Here is a 22112-nt window from a genome sequence, read left to right on the forward strand (position 1 = left end):
TTAGAGGTCAATCAGGATGGTTCCGATGTTTGCCAACGATGCTAATTGATTCTTTAACAGTTATTGATTCGTACATGCCTGTTCCCACGCAATGGATTGGGGATCTGACGGGGGACTGCTATGATATAGCGTCTTGTTTTTTAGCGAGGAAAGATTTTGAGCGCAGGACGCCTGAATAAAAAAACTCTGGGTATCGTGATGCTGTTATCGGTAGGGCTGCTTCTGGCTGGCTGCTCGGGTAGCAAATCATCAGATACAGGAACGTATTCCGGCTCCGTTTACACCGTGAAACGGGGGGATACGCTTTATCGTATTTCACGCACCACGGGAACCAGCGTAAAAGAGCTAGCCCGACTCAACGACATCTCCCCCCCCTATACCATAGAAATCGGCCAAAAGCTGAAACTGGGTGGGGCGAAAAAAAGTAGTAACGGCACGCGTAAATCCACCGGCAAATCGACGACAAAAACAGCGTCAGTGACACCGTCTTCGGCCGTTTCGAAATCTTCATGGCCGCCGGTTGGGCAACGTTGCTGGTTATGGCCAACGAGTGGAAAGGTTATTATGCCTTACTCAATGGCAGATGGCGGCAATAAAGGGATTGATATTGCGGCGGCACGCGGGACGCCAATATACGCTGCAGGTGCCGGGAAAGTGGTATATGTGGGTAATCAGCTGCGTGGTTACGGTAATCTTATAATGATTAAACACAGTGAAGATTACATTACTGCTTATGCCCATAACGACACGATGCTGGTGAACAATGGGCAAAGTGTTAAAGCCGGGCAAAAGATAGCGACTATGGGAAGTACTGATGCGGAATCCGTACGGCTACATTTCCAGATTCGCTACCGTGCTACGGCAATAGATCCTTTGCGCTACTTGCCGCCACAGGGTAGCAAGCCAAAGTGCTGATGGCGAATTATTCAGCAGTCAGTAGCAAGGCACTTGCTTAGGAGAGCGTAAGGTTTATAATGCCTTACGCATCTCGAAGCGGGCGTAGTTCAATGGTAGAACGAGAGCTTCCCAAGCTCTATACGAGGGTTCGATTCCCTTCGCCCGCTCCAGTTTCTTACTTTTTCTCTTTCTCAGTTTTTTCCGTAGTCATCGAATTCTTCCGTTATTGTTGATACGTTCACGTCAGATGTAGATAAATCCAATATCCCCTATAAAAATAGAGTGTATAGCTCAAAATATAGAGCGCTATTATGCTTATGATATTTATTTCAGATCAAGCGACCTCATATTGAGCATTAAAATCAATAATGCTGTTAACTTTTGTCAATTGCTTCAATTTTTGAATGTTATTGATAATAACTAAATGATATTCTTTCTCTGTTCCGTGATAAGAGAACGCATTTCTTTCATTGTGTGTTGTGGAAACATATACATCAATGCATTTTTTTATTATAGCGGCTTTATGTCTTTTGGGTTCAAGTAGCAGTGACTGGTCTATACAAGCGATAGCATCTTCAATTCTTTCGTTATATATATTTACCAGTGTCTTATAGTAATACAAGGAGGCGACATCTAATACTTGTGTCTGTGCATGGTCAAAAAAAATGCGTGATGCAGTCGTTTGTCCGGAAAGACCGGTTATCAGTCCCATAATTCCTAAAACATTCCCATCGAAAATATTTTTATCAGATACCTTATCTATAAAGGCCAATGCTTTTTGAGTTGCATGTTTAAGTTCGTATAGACCATGAAGTGCCATAGACATATGACATTCAGCCAACAGGCAATAGCATTCATTGGTTATTGACTGAGCATTAGATTTATTTTTAACACTTTCAAATATAGTTATTGCATTGGCAATGCTTTCAGGCGTGAATTCATTCAGTTCATTTTTCCCGGCAGACATTTCGGCTGATAAAATATTTTCATCAGAAGGTAAGTGTCGGGACATAAAACCTGGTTCTACTTTAGGTTTTTTCATTGCCAGATATAAATTACTAATTATAAAGTGTGAGATTTTTTGTATGTCATCTGCCTGAAGATGTGTACTGGCAATAAGATAAAAACTTTTTGCATCGATTACTTCAATATATAAACTATTTGAAGCATCATATTTGCTGATTCTTCCTGTGACAAAATAATCGGGTTTGAACCTGGCCAGGAAGGTTGTCTGAGATTTATTATCTATGCAATACTGGGTTGCAGCCATTGGATATATATAGAGATCATCGGTTTTTTTATCTGAGATTAGTTGTACAAGTTCCTGATTAAGCGCTAATGGATCCTGACTACTGTGAGATATTGTAAATGGAAATAAAGCAATAGTGCTGCCTGGAACATTATCTTGATTTTCTTTTATCTTGAATACTTGCCCACTGAATCGATAACCTTTTCTATATATGGTTTCAATGCAACGGCTGTAGCCAATTCTTTCAAAAATACATCTTAATGAATAGATGCATCGTGTAAGGGATTCGTCACTTACAATTACATTTTTCCATACAGATTCGATGATCGCATCTTTGGATACAACATTTCCCGCCGATTCAAGCAATACAAATAATACACCGAGTTCTTTCGGCGGGATGTAAAATTCCTCATTCCCTTTTGTAAGAATGCCATCTTCTGTAAGTATGATTCCATCAGGGAAATGATATGAGAACTTATTTTCTAAATCCATTAGCTCACCTCTATTAAGTTTGTGGTTTTTGGCATCCTGCATGAGTAACAGATATAACTGATATTCATATATTTCATTTAACGAAATTCATCATGATTGTTTAAGTTAATTTATATTAGCTTGATGTGATTGTAATCTGAAATATTCTTAATTAATGATTTGTTAATCATGTATGTATATAACCCATTGAAAATCATTGATAAAGTTCTGCTTATCACATTTCTTAATTTAATGTAATTGTTCATTTAAGATAAAATGATAGGCTGTGAGGAATAGTTATTCGTCGACTGACAATCTGGTGTGAAAGAATTATTGCAAGAGTAATTTTATTTATTGATGGCTATTATGTTTATGTGCTCTATTAAACATCTCTGTGCGAACCAGCGTTTATTTTTACACCATTATTGTCATAGTGGCGTGCAGAATGATTTTTTAATGACGGATGTAATTTGAATGGGGGAGGGGATTACCGCATGAACCATCAGAGATGAAGATGGCTATAAGAATATATAAAGATTGTATTCCAATGCCTGAAATGTTACATTTGTTGTTTGGACTTTTAATTACAGATACAGCATTAAGTTGTTTTGTTACCTTGCGCAATACATAATTGCTCTATTGCCAATGCTTAAAAGAAAATCATGATTGTTCTGTTTTTGAACATTATAGCTTATCATTTTTCCCGGGAATATATAAAAATCAGGCAGGAGTTGTGCCAGATTATCATCTGAAATTTGATCGATAATATCAAATTTATTTATTTTGGTAGAGGTAAGATGCAAAGTGTCATAATTTTCGACCCACGTATATTCAATATCTCGGCGAAATGATTTATAAGTGTTCGTGTTTTGTTTCCAGGTGCCGCTAAGCGCAACAGTTCCTGTCTTTTTATTTTTATTATACATAAAGTCAATAGTGAGATTAGCCCTTCCCTGGTCATTAAATATAATCCAATTGGCCGTGCATTTCTCATTGTATACTATTTGCTCTTTGGAATAATGATAGGCAATAAAAAAAATGAAGCCACTGAGAAAGCATAAGATAATAAACAGCGTTTTTTTATAACGAGTCATGGTTAACTCCACGATACGATAGAGTTAAACAGTCTGCAGCTGTGTTATTACTATAGTTTTTTTTGCATGCCATAACAATCAATCCGGGAGATGACTTATCGAGAGGGAAATATAGCCAGGGGTATTTTTTGCAATCAATTCCAGATCCTAATATACGGTTCTTATATTTATCGAGATCTTTCAGCCCATCAATGCTATCTTCTGTAACATTGAAATGACAACCATTTATTTGTGCAACAGTTTTGTAATCTTTAAAGAATGATTTGGGCTGACTATTGTGCCAGAGAAAAAATGCGGTAAGCAAACCTACGGAAAATGCACTTAGCATGGGTAAATAATTTTTAGATCGCCTGACTATATTTCTGAGATAATTATCTGGATGAGCACTTGTCTCTTTAAACTCATCTTTAACATTCAAGGATTGGGGAGATATGGTCTTTTGTGCATCTGCAGAAGGGATTATTACATGGTTTTCTATGCTTACATCATTACTGAGCTTAAAACCTTTTCTCGGTACGGTTGCAATAAGCGAATGGTTGGTTTCACCAACCGTGCGAAACCCGCGTCTGATAATCGATATATTTTGATATAACGTGTTGACCGGTACTCGCATGCCTTCTTCTTCCCAGACTCTGGAGAAAAAATCCTGTTGTGCAACCACATCAGGAAAGGCTTCAAGTAGCAGCGATAAGCACCTGCTTGCTGGCGTTGTCAGAACGGCGTTAAGCTCGGCGTCATGTACCGAAATTAATTTTCTGTGCTCTGGCCAGAACTCAATATTATCGTTAATAATCCAGTACATACGTCAATGAAACACAAAATTAAGTAAATTGAAATTATATAGTTTGATAAGTATATTAGTATTCATGTAATAAATATATATTAATTTTATATTTATCATGCAAACTATAATTATAGCATATCAATGCAACTTAAAATTCCATGTGAATTAACAAATTTAACACTCTTAACCGTTGTCTTTATGCCTTCTTCTCGCAATATCTTTTCATTTTTGCGGTAGCGCGTAAGGTGACATAATTAAATAAGCGCTCAAATAAACTGAATTAAAAGTTCATGTGATAAAATACGGGCATCTTTATAAGTGCCCGTATATACAATGCTTATTATTATTGACAGTTACGTTTCAGTGCTGAACGGAGTGTGAACGGATAAATAATTCGTTTATTTTACCACCCATCCTTTTTTCAATTCTTTGCTTGTAGGCGTAGATGCTACGGATATCCATATCAAGAACCTCTGCAATCTGATATGGATTATAACCAGAAACCATATGTCCCATAATGGTGAATTCCATTTGAGTTAACGTATTGCCTCTGGTAAATGACAAATAACGACCAATGAATAGTTGCCTGATCTTTTCGTTGGCAATATCCAGTCCGTCATCATTATATATAATGGCTGATATCGCGGAGTTGTGTTTCCTCCAGTAATTAGCAAGAGATTGCATATTTCGATCGCTTACTAACACTATTCCCATCTCAGTACTCGTAAGATAGTCGATCCAGTCACTCTCTAAAAAAAGGCGTAAAAAGCTTACTGAAAAATCTACAAAAATATATCCGCTTAATCGCGCATTGTGGTTTTTACTTAATATACCTTCAACCACGCCACGATTAAAATACGAACTCTCTTCGGGCCACATACAAAAACATGCATTTGCACAATACTGCAAACGTGGTGATTTTTCTGGCATTATTTGGCAATGCATTGAGCAACTATTGCATGTAAGACTTTTATAGCGACTACAAAGCCTCATGTTAATAACCTCCCTATTCATAGATAATTGCATAATTTCATTGGTTATTGATGATGTCAATACACTCTGATTTAGTAAGCTTTTTATGAAAAATTGTGTTTAATCCGTATTTGATATTATTCTTAATGACATATTTAAGCGTGCATCATTAAGCTTTAAATGTGATTGGATTTCACTCAGTTAATCATGTTGACCTTATTGCAAATCAGACAAGTGCCTAATGTATTAAGAATATCTATACTGCAAATTGTTTTCGAATGACCAGAAGATATCTTGTAAATCTAAGTGATGCATCTTAAATAGTCTTAATTAAGATGTTCAGATTTTTATTTAGGATAACAGCTTGATAATGTTCGTTTAAGTTATGGAGCGTTTGGGGAGGGGGAACAATGCAAGATGTGCACTGTAAGAATTGGAATGGTTCAAAATAGTGGTTATTTTGAACCATTCACGTCAGTGATTAGCTAAAGAACATTACCGATACGCACAGGATACCGACGATCAACGTAATTAGATTTCCGATGGAGCGCCAGGGCTTAAGTGCCGGGATGAGATATGTTGACAGCGTTGGCATGATAAAAAGAATCATGGCAATAAGTGGACCACTGATCGCATAAATCATCGAAATTGCATTAGGGTTGATGCAGCAAACGATGAAAGTAATCAGTGATACTAACATAATTGATAGCGCGCGGTTAAATGCACGGCTTTTTTTAACCCCTGCCTGCTGTAGCGTTGTTTTGACTAATTCCGTTGCACCTTCAATAACACCAAAATAGGTACCTAAAAATGATTTAGACATTGCTACAACCGCGACAATTATTCCGGAAATCGACAACCATGCAGGGGCATTTGGCAGCATAGAAAGTGCCGATAAAATGGTAACGCCTTCCTCTTTAGCTGTTTCAATATAAGAAGGTGGTATTGATAACAGGCAGCTAAAGACGAAGAAAAGCACGCTCACACAGATGATGAGATAAGCGACTTTCATAATTTTTTTGCATTTATCCATAGCGTGTTCGCCATATTTTTCACGTCTGTCAATAGCAAACGTAGAAATAATGGGCGTATGGCTAAAGGCGAAAACCATCACGGGAATCGATATCCATATCTGGTGAAGGGTATTCTGATTGAACTCTACCTGGGTAGTTAATAGAGCGGGTTGCCAGCTACCGACGAGGTAGAAAGAAAGAAATAAGAAATAGGCAATTAGTGGAAACACCAAAAATCCCATTACCCGAATTGTGGCATGGCGCCCCATCAGAAAGATGAGATTCAGAATTAACACAACACCCAGACTCACCAGCATACGAATGCGCAGGTCGATGACCATATGCTTTGCCAGTTGTTCTGTCAGCGAATTGGTGATTGCCACTGCATATATCAACACGACGACAAAAAAAGCAATGAAGTAAAGAGTGGTAATCAGATTGCCGATCTTCTTGCCATAGTAATGAGTTACTGCGCCAGTAATCCCTTCGCCTGCGGATGTTTTTGAAGAAAGGATGAACTGGCACAGGGCCTTATGTGGCCAATATGTTAAAGGCCATGCGACCAGTGCTGTAATAAACAGGACTACCGCTCCCGCTGAACCTAGCTGAATAGGGAGAAAGAGCGTGCCTGCGCCAACGGCTGTGCCGTAAAGTGCGAAGCTCCAGAGAGTTTCTTCTTTTGACCAAATTTTAGACATTATTTGAACGTATCATCTACAAATTAAGAAAAATGGAGGGCAATTTACCATAAACCAGGTCAAACATGGGAGATTAACGCTATATCAGCTCATGGATTCATGGGTTAGTAGATGCAAACCTTGCGTGCCAGTTGGGTATCCATCCCTCATTCCGGTGAATTTCCTTTGTGATAAAAATCACTATTTTTAAACATTTAAAATAATTTTTATTAACAATCATTTACTATTGCGCTGTTAATCTGTGCGAGGTTGTGATGAAAGACGTTGTGATTGTCGGGGCGTTACGAACACCTATCGGCTGCTTTCGTGGAGCGTTGGCTGGCCATTCTGCCGTAGAACTTGGTAGCCTGGTCGTGAAAGCGTTATTAGAACGCACTGGCGTTGCTGCACATGCGGTGGATGAAGTGATTCTGGGGCAGGTTCTGACCGCAGGGGCTGGGCAGAATCCAGCACGGCAATCGGCCATTAAAGGTGGTCTACCCAACAGTGTTTCGGCAATTACGATTAATGATGTTTGTGGTTCCGGGTTAAAAGCACTGCATCTTGCCACACAAGCGATCCAGTGTGGCGAGGCTGATATTGTCATCGCCGGTGGTCAGGAAAACATGAGTCGCGCACCACATGTCCTGACAGATAGCCGTACCGGAGCACAGCTTGGCGATAGCCAACTGGTTGATAGTCTAGTGCATGATGGCTTATGGGATGCATTCAATGATTACCATATTGGTGTCACTGCCGAAAATCTGGCGCGTGAATATGGTATCAGCCGTCAATTACAAGATGCCTATGCACTTAGTTCACAACAAAAAGCGCGGGCGGCCATTGACGCTGGACGATTCAACGATGAGATTGTCCCGGTAAGAACGCAAAACAATGGGCAACTATTGATTGTTGATACCGATGAGCAGCCGCGTACGGATGCCAGTGCAGAAGGGCTGGCGAGCTTAAATCCGTCATTTGATAGCCACGGTTCTGTTACTGCGGGTAATGCTTCATCTATTAATGATGGTGCTGCAGCAGTAATGATGATGAGCGAAGCCAAAGCGCGAGCATTGAATTTACCCGTGCTGGCACGTATTCGCGCCTTTGCCAGTGTTGGTGTTGATCCTGCGCTGATGGGGATTGCTCCGGTATATGCGACTCGCCGTTGCCTTGAGCGTGTGGGCTGGCAGCTTTCTGATGTCGATCTTATTGAGGCTAATGAAGCGTTTGCCGCGCAGGCGCTTTCCGTTGGCAAAATGCTCGAATGGGATGAACGTCGGGTCAATGTTAACGGTGGCGCAATTGCGTTGGGTCACCCGATTGGCGCATCCGGTTGCCGTATTCTGGTTTCTTTGGTCCATGAAATGGTAAAACGCAACGCGCGTAAAGGGCTGGCTACACTTTGTATTGGCGGTGGTCAGGGCGTGGCGTTAACTATTGAACGTGACGACCCGATCTAAATTCCTTTCTATTCGTTAAACATCTGCCGCCATCAAGCCATTTCATGATGATGGTTGGCACGTCTGCGCACATACCCCATAGACTCTGAGTTTTTCCTTCACCTGACTTATTCGTGATCGACGCGACACTTTTCTCAATCCCTTATCGAAAAATGAAACAATGTTTTATTTTTGATTGAAAAGCGCACTGTGCAGGCATATCATCCTTTAAAGAATAAAACGAAACGATGTTTCACAATCGTTGTAATTTTACAGTTCAATGATTATCGGAGGTTGATGTGGACGTAAGACAGAGCATCCACAGTGCGCATGCAAAAACGCTGGATACACAGGGGCTGCGCAATGAATTTTTGGTTGAAAAGGTATTCGTCGCGGATGAGTACACGATGGTTTACAGCCACATTGACCGCATTATTGTTGGCGGCATTATGCCGGTAGCAAAAACGGTTTCTGTTGGCGGGGAAGTTGGAAAACAACTGGGCGTGAGCTACTTCCTGGAGCGTCGCGAGCTGGGCGTTATTAATATTGGCGGCGCTGGTACGATTACCGTCGATGGTCAATGCTACGAAATCGGTCACCGCGACGCTCTCTATGTTGGCAAAGGTGCAAAAGAAGTGGTCTTTGCCAGCATTGATAGTGCCACTCCGGCGAAGTTTTATTACAACTGCGCACCTGCTCATACGACGTATCCCACTAAAAAAGTGACCCCGGCTGAAGTCGCTCCGGTTACGCTGGGCGATAACATCACCAGTAATCGTCGCACAATTAACAAATATTTTGTGCCAGATGTGCTGGAAACCTGCCAGTTGAGCATGGGGCTAACGGAGCTGGCTCCGGGAAACCTGTGGAATACCATGCCATGCCACACCCACGAGCGTCGGATGGAAGTTTACTTCTATTTCAACATGGATGATGACGCCTGCGTTTTCCACATGATGGGGCAACCGCAAGAAACGCGTCACATTGTGATGCATAACGAGCAGGCAGTCATTTCCCCGAGTTGGTCTATCCACTCCGGCGTAGGGACCAAAGCTTATACCTTTATCTGGGGCATGGTCGGTGAAAACCAGGTCTTCGATGATATGGACCACGTTGCCGTTAAAGACCTGCGCTAGTTGCGGGCAAAATGAATAAGGTATTATCATGATTTTAAAAGAATTTTCTCTTGATGGTAAAGTCGCGGTAGTCACTGGTTGTGACACAGGACTGGGGCAGGGGATGGCGCTGGGACTGGCGCAAGCGGGCTGTGATATCGTCGGCATTAATATCGTTGAACCGACAGAAACCATTGAACAGGTCACGGCGCTGGGGCGTCGTTTTTTAAGCCTGACCGCCGATCTACGTCAGATTGATGGCATTCCTGCATTGCTGGATCGTGCGGTAGCAGAGTTCGGCCATATTGATATCCTGGTCAATAACGCCGGATTGATTCGCCGTGAAGATGCACTCGATTTCAGTGAAAAAGACTGGGACGATGTGATGAACCTGAACATCAAAAGTGTATTCTTCATGTCCCAGGCGGCGGCGAAACACTTCATCGCACAGGGCAACGGCGGCAAGATTATCAATATCGCGTCCATGCTCTCATTCCAGGGCGGGATCCGCGTACCTTCGTATACCGCATCAAAAAGCGGCGTGATGGGCGTGACCCGTCTGATGGCGAACGAATGGGCAAAACATAACATCAACGTTAATGCGATTGCTCCGGGCTATATGGCGACCAACAATACCCAACAACTGCGGGCTGATGAACAGCGTAGTGCGGAAATTCTTGACCGCATCCCGGCAGGGCGTTGGGGATTGCCGAGCGATCTGATGGGGCCAGTGGTGTTCCTTGCCTCCAGTGCTTCAGACTATGTGAATGGTTATACCATCGCTGTAGATGGCGGCTGGCTGGCGCGTTAATTTACTCAATTCACTTTTATGACCCTGCCGTTCATTCAGTATGGCAGGGTTTTTTATACCTGTAGATCATCATAATCCATATCTCGGTTATGAAAAAATCCATATCAATTATCAATTAATAAACTTTATGAGTTTTATCTGCTTTAAAATTAGGTAGTTAATAATAACGTTAATAATTTTACTTAATTTGAAAATTGGAATATCCATCACATAACCGCATGTCGTAGCAATTTAATCCATATTTATACTGATTCCGACCTGACACCAGAATGAGTTGTTCACGTATTTTTTCACTATGTCTTATTCTCTGCTGGCAGGAAAAAAATGGTTACTATCAATACGGAATCTGCTTTAACGCCGCGTCCTCTGCGAGATACGCGTCGTATGAATATGTTTGTTTCGGTAGCTGCTGCGGTCGCAGGATTGTTATTCGGTCTTGATATCGGGGTCATCGCCGGAGCGTTGCCGTTCATTACCGATCACTTTGTGCTAACCAGTCGATTGCAGGAATGGGTGGTCAGTAGCATGATGCTCGGCGCGGCAATTGGTGCGCTGTTCAATGGTTGGCTGTCGTTCCGCCTGGGACGTAAATACAGTTTGATGGCAGGGGCTATCCTGTTTGTGCTCGGTTCGATAGGGTCAGCTTTTGCGACCAGCGTAGAAATGTTAATCGCCGCTCGTGTGGTGCTTGGTATTGCCGTGGGGATTGCCTCTTATACAGCTCCACTGTACCTCTCTGAAATGGCAAGTGAAAATGTACGTGGCAAGATGATCAGTATGTACCAGTTGATGGTAACGCTGGGCATCGTGCTGGCGTTTTTATCCGACACGGCATTCAGCTATAGCGGTAACTGGCGTGCAATGTTAGGTGTTCTTGCCTTACCGGCAGTCCTGCTGATTATTCTGGTTGTTTTCCTGCCAAATAGCCCGCGCTGGCTGGCGGAGAAAGGGCGTCATATCGAGGCGGAAGAAGTGCTGCGTATGCTGCGCGATACATCAGAAAAAGCGCGAGAAGAACTTAACGAAATTCGTGAAAGCCTGAAGTTAAAACAGGGCGGTTGGGCGCTGTTTAAAATCAACCGTAACGTCCGTCGTGCGGTATTCCTCGGTATGTTGTTGCAGGCGATGCAACAATTTACCGGTATGAACATCATCATGTACTACGCGCCGCGCATCTTCAAAATGGCGGGCTTTACGACGACCGAACAGCAGATGATTGCGACTCTGGTCGTGGGGCTAACCTTTATGTTTGCTACTTTCATTGCGGTGTTTACGGTAGATAAAGCCGGGCGTAAACCGGCACTGAAAATTGGTTTCAGCGTGATGGCGTTAGGCACTCTGGTGCTGGGCTATTGCCTGATGCAGTTTGATAACGGCACGGCTTCCAGTGGCCTGTCCTGGCTCTCTGTTGGCATGACGATGATGTGTATTGCCGGTTATGCGATGAGTGCCGCGCCAGTGGTGTGGATCCTGTGCTCTGAAATTCAGCCGCTGAAATGCCGCGATTTTGGTATTACCTGTTCGACCACCACGAACTGGGTGTCGAACATGATTATCGGCGCGACCTTCCTGACGCTGCTCGACAGCATTGGTGCTGCCGGTACGTTCTGGCTCTACACCGCGCTGAACATTGCGTTTGTGGGTATTACCTTCTGGCTCATTCCGGAAACCAAGAATGTCACGCTGGAACATATCGAACGCAAACTGATGGCAGGCGAGAAGTTGAGAAATATTGGCATCTGATGTCTCTGGCCGGATGTGCTGTACATCCGGCCTTTTTTTCGCTAATAGAGATCAGGCGCCAGGCCGTTGAGTTCCTTATTCAGCCTTGCAGCATTAACTCACAAGTCAGGAGAAAGGAATGAAAACAATTGGTCTGCTAGGGGGTATGAGCTGGGAATCCACTATTCCTTACTATCGTCTGATAAATGAAGGCATTAAACAGCGACTTGGTGGGCTTCACTCGGCGCAAGTGCTACTACATAGCGTTGATTTTCATGAAATAGAAGAGTGTCAACGTCGCGGGGAGTGGGACAAAGCAGGAGAAATTCTGGCTGAAGCGGCGCTTGGCTTACAGCGGGCGGGGGCTGAAGGCATTGTGTTATGTACCAATACGATGCACAAAGTAGCGGATGCTATCGAATCCCGTTGTTCACTGCCTTTCTTACATATTGCGGATGCCACTGGACGTGCAATTACCCGTGCCGGAATGACTCGCGTGGCGCTGCTGGGTACACGCTACACCATGGAACAGGATTTTTATCGTGGGCGACTGGCGGCGCAATTTTCCATCGACTGTCTGATCCCTGAAGCGGATGAAAGGGCGAAAATTAATCAGATTATTTTTGAAGAACTGTGTCTGGGGCATTTTAGCGAAACATCACGCACTTATTATGCGCAAGTGATTGCTCGCCTTGCAGAACAGGGCGCGCAGGGCGTCATTTTTGGCTGTACGGAAATTGGTTTACTGGTGCCAGAAGAGCGCAGTGTTCTGCCTGTGTTTGATACTGCAGCTATTCATGCCGAGGATGCAGTAGCCTTTATGCTGTCGTAATTCGCTACAAAATAGCCTCAAGAGCAGCAACCAGTTTTGGTAAACCGGTTTGTAAATGCTTGCTGAATGCCTGCACCAGTGCTGATGACGGGCGGTGCAGGGGGCGAATCAGGCTGACGGTGAAGGGAACCGCAATACTGAACCGTCGAACCACTAATCCGCTTGCCGCATAATCCAGAGCGGTGAGCGGGTTAACTACCGAAACTCCCGCCCCCGCCCGTACCATCGCGCAAACTGACGCGGCGCTATGGGTTTCTACTATCATGCGTCGTTTAACCTGATTCTCACTAAACAACTGATCCAACAGCTGGCGATAGCTGTCAGTACGGGAAAGGCTGATGTAGTTCTCACCCTGAAAATCTTCCGGTGTTAATACCTTTTTTACCGCCAGCGGATGACCTGGCGGTAAAACACACACTTCATCTAAAGACAGTAATTCGGTACGTTCCGTACCCGCAGGTGTATGCAGCGTTTCGGTGAGTCCGAGATCATGACGCTGTGCCGAAAGCCACTCTTCAAGTAGCGGCGATTCCTGCGGGATAATGTTTAAGCTGACTTCAGGATAACGGGCCAGAAACGGTTGTAGCAGCGGCGGCAAAAAAGACTGCGAAAAGACCGGCAGGCAGGCAATAGACAGTTCTCCCTGACGAAACTCGCGCAGACTTTCGGCGGCGCTGACGATGCGATCCAGCCCATACCAGGAGCGCTGAACCTCTTCAAACAGACGCAGCCCTTGAACGGTAGGGTGTAATCGACCGCGTACGCGTTCAAACAGTTTCAATCCGATCACCTTTTCAAAGCGCGCCAGTTCGCGGCTGACGGTTGGCTGTGAAGTATGCAGCAGTTGTGCCGCCTCAGTCAGGCTGCCGGCGGTCATAACCGCATGAAAAATTTCAATATGACGTAAGTTAACGGCGGCCATTGGCGCTCTCTCGCAATCCGGTAATCCATATCATTTTTGCATAGACTCGACATAAATCGATATTTTTTATTCTTTTTATGATGTGGCGTAATCATAAAAAAGCACTTATCTGGAGTTTGTTATGCCACATTCACTGTTCAGCCCCGATACCGATCTCACCGCCGAAAATCTACTGCGTTTGCCCTCAGAATTTGGCTGCCCGGTGTGGGTCTACGATGCGCAAATTATTCGTCGGCAGATTGCAGCGCTGAAACAGTTTGATGTGGTGCGCTTCGCGCAGAAAGCCTGTTCCAATATCCATATTTTGCGCTTAATGCGCGAACAGGGCGTGAAAGTGGATTCCGTCTCATTGGGGGAAATCGAACGCGCGTTGGCGGCGGGATATAATCCGCAAACGCATCCCGATGACATTGTCTTTACTGCGGATGTTATCGATCAGGCGACGCTCGATCGCGTCAGTGAATTACAAATTCCAGTAAACGCCGGCTCCGTTGATATGCTCGAACAACTAGGCCAGGTTTCGCCAGGGCATCGGGTATGGCTGCGCGTTAACCCAGGCTTTGGTCACGGTCATAGCCAAAAAACCAATACCGGTGGCGAAAACAGCAAGCACGGCATCTGGTATACCGATCTTCCGGCCGCGCTGGAAGTCATACAACGTCATCATCTGCAATTGGTTGGCATTCACATGCATATCGGTTCTGGTGTTGATTATGCGCATCTGGAGCAGGTGTGTGGCGCGATGGTGCATCAGGTCATCGAATTCGGTCAGGATTTACAGGCTATTTCTGCGGGGGGCGGGCTTTCTGTTCCGTATCAGCAGGGAGAAGAGGCGGTTGATACTGAACATTATTATGGTCTGTGGAATGCCGCGCGTGAGCAAATCGCCCGCCATCTCGGTCACCCTGTGAAACTGGAAATCGAACCGGGCCGCTTCCTGGTAGCGCAGTCTGGTGTGTTAATTACCCAGGTGCGGAGCGTCAAACAAATGGGGAGTCGCCACTTTGTGCTGGTTGACGCTGGATTTAACGATCTGATGCGCCCGGCAATGTACGGCAGTTATCACCATATTAGCGCGCTGGCGGCTGATGGTCGCTCTCTTGAACATGCGCCAACGGTGGAAACCGTTGTCGCAGGGCCATTATGTGAATCGGGCGATGTCTTTACCCAGCAGGAAGGGGGGAATGTCGAAACCCGTGCCTTACCGGAAGTGAAGGCGGGCGATTATCTGGTGCTGCATGATACCGGCGCATATGGTGCGTCAATGTCATCTAACTACAATAGTCGCCCACTGTTGCCAGAAGTTCTGTTTGATAATGGTCAGGCGCGGCTGATTCGCCGCCGCCAGACCATTGAGGAATTACTGGCGCTCGAGTTGCTTTAATCGCGGCTAGTCGCTGGCTGCGTTATGACTTGCATCCAGCGACGGTGTTGAAACTGAATGGCGACGTACCAGCGTAGGACTAAAGACGTTGGTGATTTCTGGCAGTGGGCGATTATCCGCCAGCGCCAATGCCAGTTCTGCAGCCTGGGTCGCCATTGTCACTATTGGGTAACGGACCGTGGTCAGCCGTGGGCGTACATAACGTGACACCAGCACATCATCAAAACCAATCAGCGAAATTTCACCCGGTACATCAATCCCATTGTCATTGAGCACGCCCATCGCGCCTGCCGCCATTGAGTCGTTATAACAAGCCACGGCGGTAAAATTTCTGCCTCTTCCCAACAGTTCAGTCATCGCCTGTTCGCCACCGCTTTCGTCCGGTTCGCCGAAAGTCACCAGCCGATCATTAGCAGGAATACCGCTTTCGGCAAGGGCATCGTAATACCCTCGCAGACGATCTTCGGCATCAGAAATAGAGTGGTTAGAGCAGAGATAACCAATGCGCGTATGACCCTGCTGAATTAAATGGCGTGTCGCCAGCCAGGCACCGTAGCGATCGTCCAGAGCGATACAACGACTCTCAAAACCCGGAAGGATCCGGTTGATTAACACCATGCCGGGTATTTGCTTCATCAATGAGGACAAATCGGCATCCGGGATCATTTTGGCATGGACGACCAGCGCGGCGCAGCGATGGCGAATCAACTGCTCAATGGCCTGGCGCTCTTTTTGTTCGTTGTGGTAACCGTTGCCAATTAATAAGAAATTACCGGTATGGTAAGCCACCTGTTCGACCGCTTTCACCATTGCACCGAAAAACGGATCGGAAACATCACCAACGACCAGGCCAACCGTTTCAGTGGTCTGTTGAGCCAACGCGCGGGCGTTAGCGTTCGGGTGATAACTCAGAGATTCCATTGCGCTATGCACAGCCAGACGAGAAGCTTCGCTGGCTTTTGGAGAGTTATTAATGACGCGGGAAACGGTGGCGACTGAAACGCCTGCCAGTCGGGCTACATCCTTAATGGTCGCCATGAAAATACCTTTGTGGGTAAACGCTTACATTCTGTCAGTGTTACGGAAAACGCCCGTTGGTTCAAGGGGCGTTGTGATTTCAGCGTGGGAAGTGTGCGCGAAACGAGAATACGTAAGGAAAAAAAGAGATTGCAAACCTTTGGTTACACTTTGCGAAACGCTGTTGCGATTGACTGCTGGTGGCATTTGTCTACAGGTTGATAAAGTGGTGATCCCAGAGGTATTGATAGGTGAAGTCAACTTCGGGTTGAGCACATGAATTACACCAGCCTGCGCAGATGCGCAGGTTTTTTTTGCCTGTCGCAAATCTGTAACAGTAACCGACAATTTACACACCTCGTTGCATTTCCCTTCATTCCTTTGCTTTTTCTCGCTGGCGAAGCGTCGTCGTGCGGACCACAATCAAGATCCCAGAGGTATTGATTGGTGAGATTATTCGGTACGCTCTTCGTACCCTGTCTCTTGCACCAACCTGCGCGGATGCGCAGGTTTTTTTTCGCACCGACTTTACTATCGCTCGAGCTCTTCATCTCGTGTAATCTCACCGCATTCGCATTTAATGAATAATGAGCAAAGGGAGTTGAAATGCTTTTTAGCTTTTTTCGAAATTTGTGCCTTGCTCTGTACCGCGTTCGCGTGACAGGTGACACCCAGGCGCTGAAGGGCGAGCGCGTTCTTATCACGCCCAATCACGTCTCTTTTATTGATGGCATTCTGTTGGCGCTATTTTTACCCGTTCGCCCGGTGTTTGCTGTTTACACCTCCATCAGCCAGCAGTGGTATATGCGTTGGTTGAAATCATTTATCGACTTCGTTCCTCTCGATCCGACACAGCCGATGGCAATCAAACATCTGGTTCGTTTGGTGGAACAAGGCCGTCCGGTAGTGATTTTCCCGGAGGGGCGCATCACGACCACCGGTTCGCTGATGAAAATTTACGATGGCGCCGGTTTTGTGGCGGCGAAGTCAGGCGCGACGGTTATTCCGGTGCGAATTGAAGGGGCGGAGCTTACGCACTTCAGTCGCCTGAAAGGTCTGGTTAAACGGCGCTTGTTCCCGCAAATTCATCTGCATATTTTGCCTCCCACGCAGGTGCCGATGCCAGATGCGCCGCGCGCCCGTGACCGCCGTAAAATCGCGGGGGAAATGCTGCACCAAATTATGATGGAAGCGCGTATGGCGGTACGCCCACGTGAAACGCTGTACGAATCACTACTGAGCGCAATGTACCGTTTTGGGGCCAGGAAAAAGTGTGTCGAAGACGTCAACTTTACCCCAGATACCTATCGCAAGTTGCTCACTAAAACACTGTTTGTTGGTCGCATCCTCGAAAAATATAGCGTTGAAGGGGAAAGAATCGGCTTAATGCTGCCCAATGCGGGCATTAGTGCGGCAGTGATTTTTGGGGCCATCGCCCGTCGCCGTATTCCGGCAATGATGAACTACACCGCCGGGGTAAAAGGGCTGACCAGTGCTATTACTGCCGCCGAAATCAAAACTATCTTCACTTCCCGCCAGTTCCTCGACAAAGGCAAACTCTGGCATCTGCCGGAGCAGCTGACTCAGGTACGCTGGGTGTATCTGGAAGATTTAAAAGCGGATGTCACCACTGCCGACAAAGTGTGGATCTTCGCCCATCTGTTGATGCCGCGTCTGGCACAGGTAAAACAGCAGCCAGAAGAAGAGGCGCTGATCCTCTTTACCTCCGGTTCTGAAGGCCATCCGAAAGGCGTCGTCCATAGCCATAAAAGCATTCTGGCGAACGTCGAGCAGATTAAAACGATTGCCGATTTCACCACCAACGATCGCTTTATGTCGGCGTTACCGCTGTTTCACTCCTTTGGTTTAACTGTTGGCTTGTTTACGCCCCTGCTGACGGGCGCAGAAGTCTTCCTTTACCCCAGTCCATTGCATTACCGCATTGTGCCTGAACTGGTGTACGACCGCAGTTGTACTGTGCTTTTCGGCACTTCGACCTTCCTTGGTCATTACGCGCGCTTCGCCAACCCGTATGACTTCTATCGTCTACGCTATGTGGTGGCTGGCGCGGAGAAACTACAAGAAAGCACCAAACGACTTTGGCAGGATAAATTTGGCCTGCGTATTCTTGAAGGCTACGGCGTGACTGAATGCGCGCCAGTGGTGTCCATCAACGTACCGATGGCAGCGAAACCCGGCACCGTCGGGCGCATTTTGCCGGGGATGGATGCACGTCTGCTGGCGGTTCCGGGTATTGAAGAAGGTGGTCGCCTGCAACTAAAAGGGCCGAACATAATGAACGGCTACCTGCGGGTAGAGAAACCAGGCGTGCTGGAAGTGCCAACGGCTGAGAACATCCACGGTGAGATGGAGCGCGGCTGGTATGACACTGGCGATATCGTGCGTTTTGATGAACAGGGATTTGTGCAGATTCAGGGGCGGGCAAAACGCTTCGCCAAAATTGCCGGAGAGATGGTTTCACTGGAAATGGTGGAACAACTGGCACTTGGTGTTTCTCCAGATAAAGTCCATGCCACCGCGATTAAGAGCGACGCCAGTAAAGGCGAGGCGCTGGTATTGTTCACTACAGACAGCGAACTGACGCGCGATAAACTACAGCAATACGCCCGCGAGCACGGCGTACCGGAACTTGCCGTACCGCGTGACATTCGCTATCTGAAACAGATGCCATTACTGGGTAGCGGCAAGCCTGACTTTGTCACGTTGAAAAGTTGGGTAGACGAAGCGGAAAAACACGATGAGTGAGTCAGTGCACACTAACACTTCGCTATGGTCGAAGGGAATGAAAGCAGTTATTGCCGCGCAGTTTCTCTCTGCGTTTGGCGATAACGCGCTGCTGTTTGCCACTCTGGCGCTACTGAAAGCGCAGTTCTACCCAGACTGGAGTCAGCCAATCCTGCAAATGGTGTTTGTGGGCGCTTACATTCTTTTTGCGCCGTTTGTCGGTCAGGTGGCGGATAGCTTTGCGAAAGGCCGGGTAATGATGTTTGCCAACGGCCTTAAGTTGCTGGGGGCTGCCAGTATCTGTTTTGGCATTAATCCGTTTCTCGGTTATACGCTGGTGGGCGTCGGTGCAGCGGCTTATTCTCCGGCGAAATACGGTATTCTTGGCGAGTTAACAACCGGTAATCAGTTAGTGAAAGCTAACGGCTTGATGGAAGCCTCCACCATTGCGGCGATTTTACTCGGTTCCGTAGCCGGTGGCGTGCTGGCGGACTGGCATGTTCTTGCTGCGCTGGCGGCCTGTGCGCTGGCTTATGCTGGCGCGGTAGCCGCAAATCTCTACATTCCGAAACTGGCGGCGGCGCGTCCGGGACAGTCGTGGAATCTTATCAACATGACCCGCAGTTTCCTGAATGCCTGCACCTCGCTATGGCGCAATGGTGAAACACGATTTTCGCTGGTGGGAACCAGTTTATTCTGGGGCGCGGGGGTTACGTTGCGTTTCCTGTTGGTGCTGTGGGTGCCGGTGGCGCTGGGCATTACCGATAACGCGACCCCGACCTATCTCAACGCGATGGTGGCAATTGGCATCGTGGTTGGTGCGGGGGCGGCAGCAAAACTGGTCACCCTGGAAACCGTATCACGCTGCATGCCAGCCGGCATTTTGATTGGCGTGGTGGTGCTGATTTTCTCCCTGCAACACGAGCTGCTGCCAGCCTATGCCTTGCTGATGTTGATTGGCGTACTTGGGGGCTTTTTTGTGGTACCGCTCAATGCATTATTACAGGAGCGAGGCAAAAAAAGCGTCGGGGCGGGGAATGCGATTGCAGTACAAAATCTCGGCGAAAACAGCGCCATGCTGCTGATGTTGGGAATTTACTCGTTGGCAGTAATGGTAGGCATCCCAGTCGTGCCCATAGGCATTGGCTTTGGTGCGCTGTTTGCGCTGGCAATAACGGCGCTGTGGATTTGGCAACGCCGTCATTAATCTTTTGCCAGATGGCACATTCAGCCATCTGGTGAAGGTCACATTCCCGAAGGGTGCATACCTTTCGGATACTTCACGCTGTAAGAGAATGGCAGACTCACGTTCTCTTTGCCTGACAGTTTCAGCGTCCAGGTCAGTTCACCCGTTTTCGCATCAAACTGCGCCTGCCCGTACTGCATTTTTTCTACCGTAATATCACTATTAGCACTGACTGGGATCTGGTCGAGCAGAGTAATATCCACCGCTTCGCCGTAGCTGTTCTTCACATTAAGGGTGTAACTGAAGTTACGTATTGCGCTGTCGTTAAAGATAGATAACGCATTCTCTTTTTTGAGTGCGGCTTTACGCTGAATAATCAACTTAGGATCGCGGTTAAGCTGAATATCCAGCGACTTGCCATCTTCCGGCGGCTGCAAATAACCCACGCCGGTACGGTTGTTGCCAAAGAAGATCTGACTTTCTCCGGGGATTAAATTTAACTGTTCCCACTCTTTAATTTGCACCTGGAGCCAGGCGTCATTACTGATCTTTGGAATAGCAAAGAAGCGATATTTACCGTTGACCGACTCTTCCTTAATGACCACCGTGCGCGCGGTATTATCGCTGTCGATTTGCCACGGCAGCGAAAGTGCATAGCGAACATTTTGCGCGGTGAAACTTTCTGGTTGCGGTGAAACGGGCGCTGCTGATGCCGCATACATGCGCCCGGCTCGTTGCTCCCTTGTTTTTTGCATCTCTGTCTCCAGGGCTTTCTGCAATTCTGAGGCATCCTGGTCAGAGGACTCTCGCGAACGCTGTTCCATTACGGGTTCCCGCTTATAAGTTGATGCTGAAAGCGAGCCGCCACCATACTCCGGTACATCCACATACTGTGTTTCCAGTTGCGGCAAGGTGAGATGAGTATCAGGTTCATTGGTCGAGAGCACGAGATTAACGTTTTTCCATGCAAGCCCGGTGTACTGGCGAATATTAGCCTTATAAACCAGACGAAGCGGTTGGTTGATAGCACTTGCGTGAACATCATAGAGCGGCGTCCATGCGGCATTTGGCGTCATATAGCGCACCACTGCCTTCGCCGTGACGGCTTGGGGGGCATAGACCTTAGCGATAATAACCTGCGGATCATCGGCAGCCTCTGAATCGCCGTTACTCATACTCTCGCGTTGCTCCAGCTTTTCAACTTCAAGCAGGTTATCAGCAAGTTTCTGCGTCAACTCATTGTCGGCTCGTAGTAACTCACCATTTTTCTCTTTCACCATTTGCAGATACTTGCCAACTTCGGCGGCACTTTTATTGGTTAATGTGCTATTTGCCTCTAATACCTTAATTTGAGCCGCAATATTGTTTTTCTCGGCGGTTAGTTTTGCCTGTTCCACCTTTGCTGCTTTTAACTGTTGCTGAATCTCTGACGGCAACGCATTCGGCTGTGTTTCCATTAGCGCGATACGTGAGGAAAGCACCGTCACTCCGTTATCGATAGAGATAGCGATGCTGTCGTCGGTTACCGAATTGGCAATATGGGTGAAGATGATTTCGCTTTCACCTGCCGGTAAGTTGAGTGTCTCTTCACCTTGCAGGCTGGCACCATGCAGATAAACAGTGACGTCTTTAAGTGTTAGCGGTTGGGTTAACTGCGTCCCCCAGGCGGAGGACATACACCCAGTAAGCAACATAGCGAGGGGAAGAGGTTTGAAAATCAACATGGTTATCCTTAACAATGGGCACAGACATTGAAACGCGCGCTGGCGTTGACCGAAA

At 46.6% G+C, this 22112-nt stretch carries 17 protein-coding genes and 1 tRNA gene; 10 read left to right on the forward strand and 8 right to left on the reverse strand.

Translation table 11 applies throughout. The annotated features are described in order from the left end of the window. Positions 1–156 precede the first annotated feature (156 nt). Positions 157–915: an amidase activator ActS gene (gene actS, locus FEK47_RS00455; RefSeq protein ID WP_130217906.1), complete on the forward strand. Its 759-nt coding sequence runs from the start codon at positions 157–159 to the stop codon at positions 913–915. A gap of 78 nt (positions 916–993) precedes the next feature. Further along, positions 994–1067 (forward strand) — tRNA-Gly (locus FEK47_RS00460). Positions 1068–1231: 164 nt separating this feature from the next. Here FEK47_RS00460 and FEK47_RS00465 read toward each other — a convergent pair. The 5 genes from FEK47_RS00465 to FEK47_RS00485 form a co-directional block, all read right to left on the reverse strand. After that, on the reverse strand, positions 1232–2638 hold the full coding sequence (locus tag FEK47_RS00465) for a winged helix-turn-helix domain-containing protein (RefSeq protein ID WP_138183063.1): 1407 nt from the start codon (positions 2636–2638) through the stop codon (positions 1232–1234). Between the two features lie 590 nt (positions 2639–3228). Then, positions 3229–3711 carry a hypothetical protein gene (locus FEK47_RS00470; protein WP_135487338.1) on the reverse strand — a complete coding sequence of 161 codons (483 nt, stop codon included), beginning with the start codon at positions 3709–3711 and terminating at the stop codon, positions 3229–3231. Next, positions 3698–4513 carry a transcriptional regulator gene (locus tag FEK47_RS00475; protein ID WP_135487339.1) on the reverse strand — a complete coding sequence of 272 codons (816 nt, stop codon included), beginning with the start codon at positions 4511–4513 and terminating at the stop codon, positions 3698–3700. The genes FEK47_RS00470 and FEK47_RS00475 overlap by 14 nt, the downstream gene beginning before the upstream one ends. A 342-nt stretch (positions 4514–4855) precedes the next feature. Beyond that, positions 4856–5488: a helix-turn-helix transcriptional regulator gene (locus FEK47_RS00480; RefSeq protein WP_130207770.1), complete on the reverse strand. Its 633-nt coding sequence runs from the start codon at positions 5486–5488 to the stop codon at positions 4856–4858. 460 nt (positions 5489–5948) lie between these two features. Further along, complete coding sequence (locus tag FEK47_RS00485) at positions 5949–7178, reverse strand: amino acid permease (protein ID WP_064529821.1); 1230 nt, start codon at positions 7176–7178, stop codon at positions 5949–5951. Between the two features lie 254 nt (positions 7179–7432). On the opposite strand from FEK47_RS00485, the gene FEK47_RS00490 reads away from it, so the two are divergent. The 5 genes from FEK47_RS00490 to ygeA all read left to right on the forward strand — a co-directional run bounded on the left by FEK47_RS00490 (position 7433) and on the right by ygeA (position 13079). Next, on the forward strand, positions 7433–8620 hold the full coding sequence (locus tag FEK47_RS00490) for an acetyl-CoA C-acetyltransferase (protein WP_130207766.1): 1188 nt from the start codon (positions 7433–7435) through the stop codon (positions 8618–8620). A 278-nt stretch (positions 8621–8898) separates the two neighbouring features. Next, positions 8899–9735 (forward strand): 5-dehydro-4-deoxy-D-glucuronate isomerase, encoded by an 837-nt coding sequence (kduI, locus tag FEK47_RS00500; RefSeq protein WP_130207764.1) that lies wholly within the window; start codon positions 8899–8901, stop codon positions 9733–9735. 28 nt (positions 9736–9763) lie between these two features. Continuing rightward, positions 9764–10525 carry a 2-dehydro-3-deoxy-D-gluconate 5-dehydrogenase KduD gene (kduD, locus tag FEK47_RS00505; RefSeq protein WP_130258075.1) on the forward strand — a complete coding sequence of 254 codons (762 nt, stop codon included), beginning with the start codon at positions 9764–9766 and terminating at the stop codon, positions 10523–10525. Between the two features lie 324 nt (positions 10526–10849). Further along, entirely contained in the window at positions 10850–12268 is a 1419-nt protein-coding gene (araE, locus tag FEK47_RS00510; RefSeq protein WP_130207760.1) for an arabinose-proton symporter AraE, read from the forward strand. A 118-nt stretch (positions 12269–12386) separates the two neighbouring features. Further along, on the forward strand, positions 12387–13079 hold the full coding sequence (gene ygeA / locus FEK47_RS00515) for an amino acid racemase (RefSeq protein ID WP_135487340.1): 693 nt from the start codon (positions 12387–12389) through the stop codon (positions 13077–13079). Positions 13080–13083: 4 nt separating this feature from the next. Here ygeA and lysR read toward each other — a convergent pair whose 3' ends face one another. Further along, a complete protein-coding gene (lysR, locus tag FEK47_RS00520; RefSeq protein ID WP_130221484.1) occupies positions 13084–14001 on the reverse strand; it encodes a DNA-binding transcriptional regulator LysR in 918 nt (305 codons plus the stop codon). Positions 14002–14122: 121 nt separating this feature from the next. On the opposite strand from lysR, the gene lysA reads away from it, so the two are divergent. Further along, positions 14123–15385 (forward strand): diaminopimelate decarboxylase, encoded by a 1263-nt coding sequence (gene lysA, locus FEK47_RS00525; RefSeq protein ID WP_135405597.1) that lies wholly within the window; start codon positions 14123–14125, stop codon positions 15383–15385. Positions 15386–15391: 6 nt separating this feature from the next. On the opposite strand, the gene galR is transcribed toward lysA, so the two are convergent. Next, a complete protein-coding gene (galR, locus tag FEK47_RS00530; RefSeq protein ID WP_130207752.1) occupies positions 15392–16423 on the reverse strand; it encodes an HTH-type transcriptional regulator GalR in 1032 nt (343 codons plus the stop codon). A 585-nt stretch (positions 16424–17008) separates the two neighbouring features. Here galR and aas point away from each other — a divergent pair. Further along, positions 17009–19168 carry a bifunctional acyl-ACP--phospholipid O-acyltransferase/long-chain-fatty-acid--ACP ligase gene (gene aas, locus FEK47_RS00535; protein WP_130207748.1) on the forward strand — a complete coding sequence of 720 codons (2160 nt, stop codon included), beginning with the start codon at positions 17009–17011 and terminating at the stop codon, positions 19166–19168. Further along, positions 19161–20354, forward strand: a complete 1194-nt coding sequence (lplT, locus tag FEK47_RS00540) for a lysophospholipid transporter LplT (protein WP_135487341.1) — start codon at positions 19161–19163, stop codon at positions 20352–20354. The genes aas and lplT overlap by 8 nt, the downstream gene beginning before the upstream one ends. A gap of 38 nt (positions 20355–20392) precedes the next feature. On the opposite strand, the gene FEK47_RS00545 is transcribed toward lplT, so the two are convergent. Then, positions 20393–22057: a DUF4139 domain-containing protein gene (locus FEK47_RS00545; RefSeq protein ID WP_138183064.1), complete on the reverse strand. Its 1665-nt coding sequence runs from the start codon at positions 22055–22057 to the stop codon at positions 20393–20395. Positions 22058–22112: the final 55 nt, after the last annotated feature.

Origin of the sequence: Escherichia sp. E3659 (genome assembly GCF_005781135.1) — a bacterium.
Classification (GTDB): Bacteria; Pseudomonadota; Gammaproteobacteria; order Enterobacterales; family Enterobacteriaceae; genus Escherichia.

Coding starts and splice junctions, on each gene's coding strand:
- FEK47_RS00490 (WP_130207766.1), top strand. CDS start 7,433: ATGAAAGACGTTGTGATTGTCGGGGCGTTACGAACACCTATCGGCTGC.
- araE (WP_130207760.1), top strand. CDS start 10,850: ATGGTTACTATCAATACGGAATCTGCTTTAACGCCGCGTCCTCTGCGA.
- galR (WP_130207752.1), bottom strand. CDS start 16,423: ATGGCGACCATTAAGGATGTAGCCCGACTGGCAGGCGTTTCAGTCGCC.
- FEK47_RS00470 (WP_135487338.1), bottom strand. CDS start 3,711: ATGACTCGTTATAAAAAAACGCTGTTTATTATCTTATGCTTTCTCAGT.
- lysR (WP_130221484.1), bottom strand. CDS start 14,001: ATGGCCGCCGTTAACTTACGTCATATTGAAATTTTTCATGCGGTTATG.
- FEK47_RS00485 (WP_064529821.1), bottom strand. CDS start 7,178: ATGTCTAAAATTTGGTCAAAAGAAGAAACTCTCTGGAGCTTCGCACTT.
- FEK47_RS00465 (WP_138183063.1), bottom strand. CDS start 2,638: ATGGATTTAGAAAATAAGTTCTCATATCATTTCCCTGATGGAATCATA.
- ygeA (WP_135487340.1), top strand. CDS start 12,387: ATGAAAACAATTGGTCTGCTAGGGGGTATGAGCTGGGAATCCACTATT.
- lysA (WP_135405597.1), top strand. CDS start 14,123: ATGCCACATTCACTGTTCAGCCCCGATACCGATCTCACCGCCGAAAAT.
- FEK47_RS00480 (WP_130207770.1), bottom strand. CDS start 5,488: ATGAGGCTTTGTAGTCGCTATAAAAGTCTTACATGCAATAGTTGCTCA.
- FEK47_RS00475 (WP_135487339.1), bottom strand. CDS start 4,513: ATGTACTGGATTATTAACGATAATATTGAGTTCTGGCCAGAGCACAGA.
- lplT (WP_135487341.1), top strand. CDS start 19,161: ATGAGTGAGTCAGTGCACACTAACACTTCGCTATGGTCGAAGGGAATG.
- FEK47_RS00545 (WP_138183064.1), bottom strand. CDS start 22,057: ATGTTGATTTTCAAACCTCTTCCCCTCGCTATGTTGCTTACTGGGTGT.
- aas (WP_130207748.1), top strand. CDS start 17,009: ATGCTTTTTAGCTTTTTTCGAAATTTGTGCCTTGCTCTGTACCGCGTT.
- kduD (WP_130258075.1), top strand. CDS start 9,764: ATGATTTTAAAAGAATTTTCTCTTGATGGTAAAGTCGCGGTAGTCACT.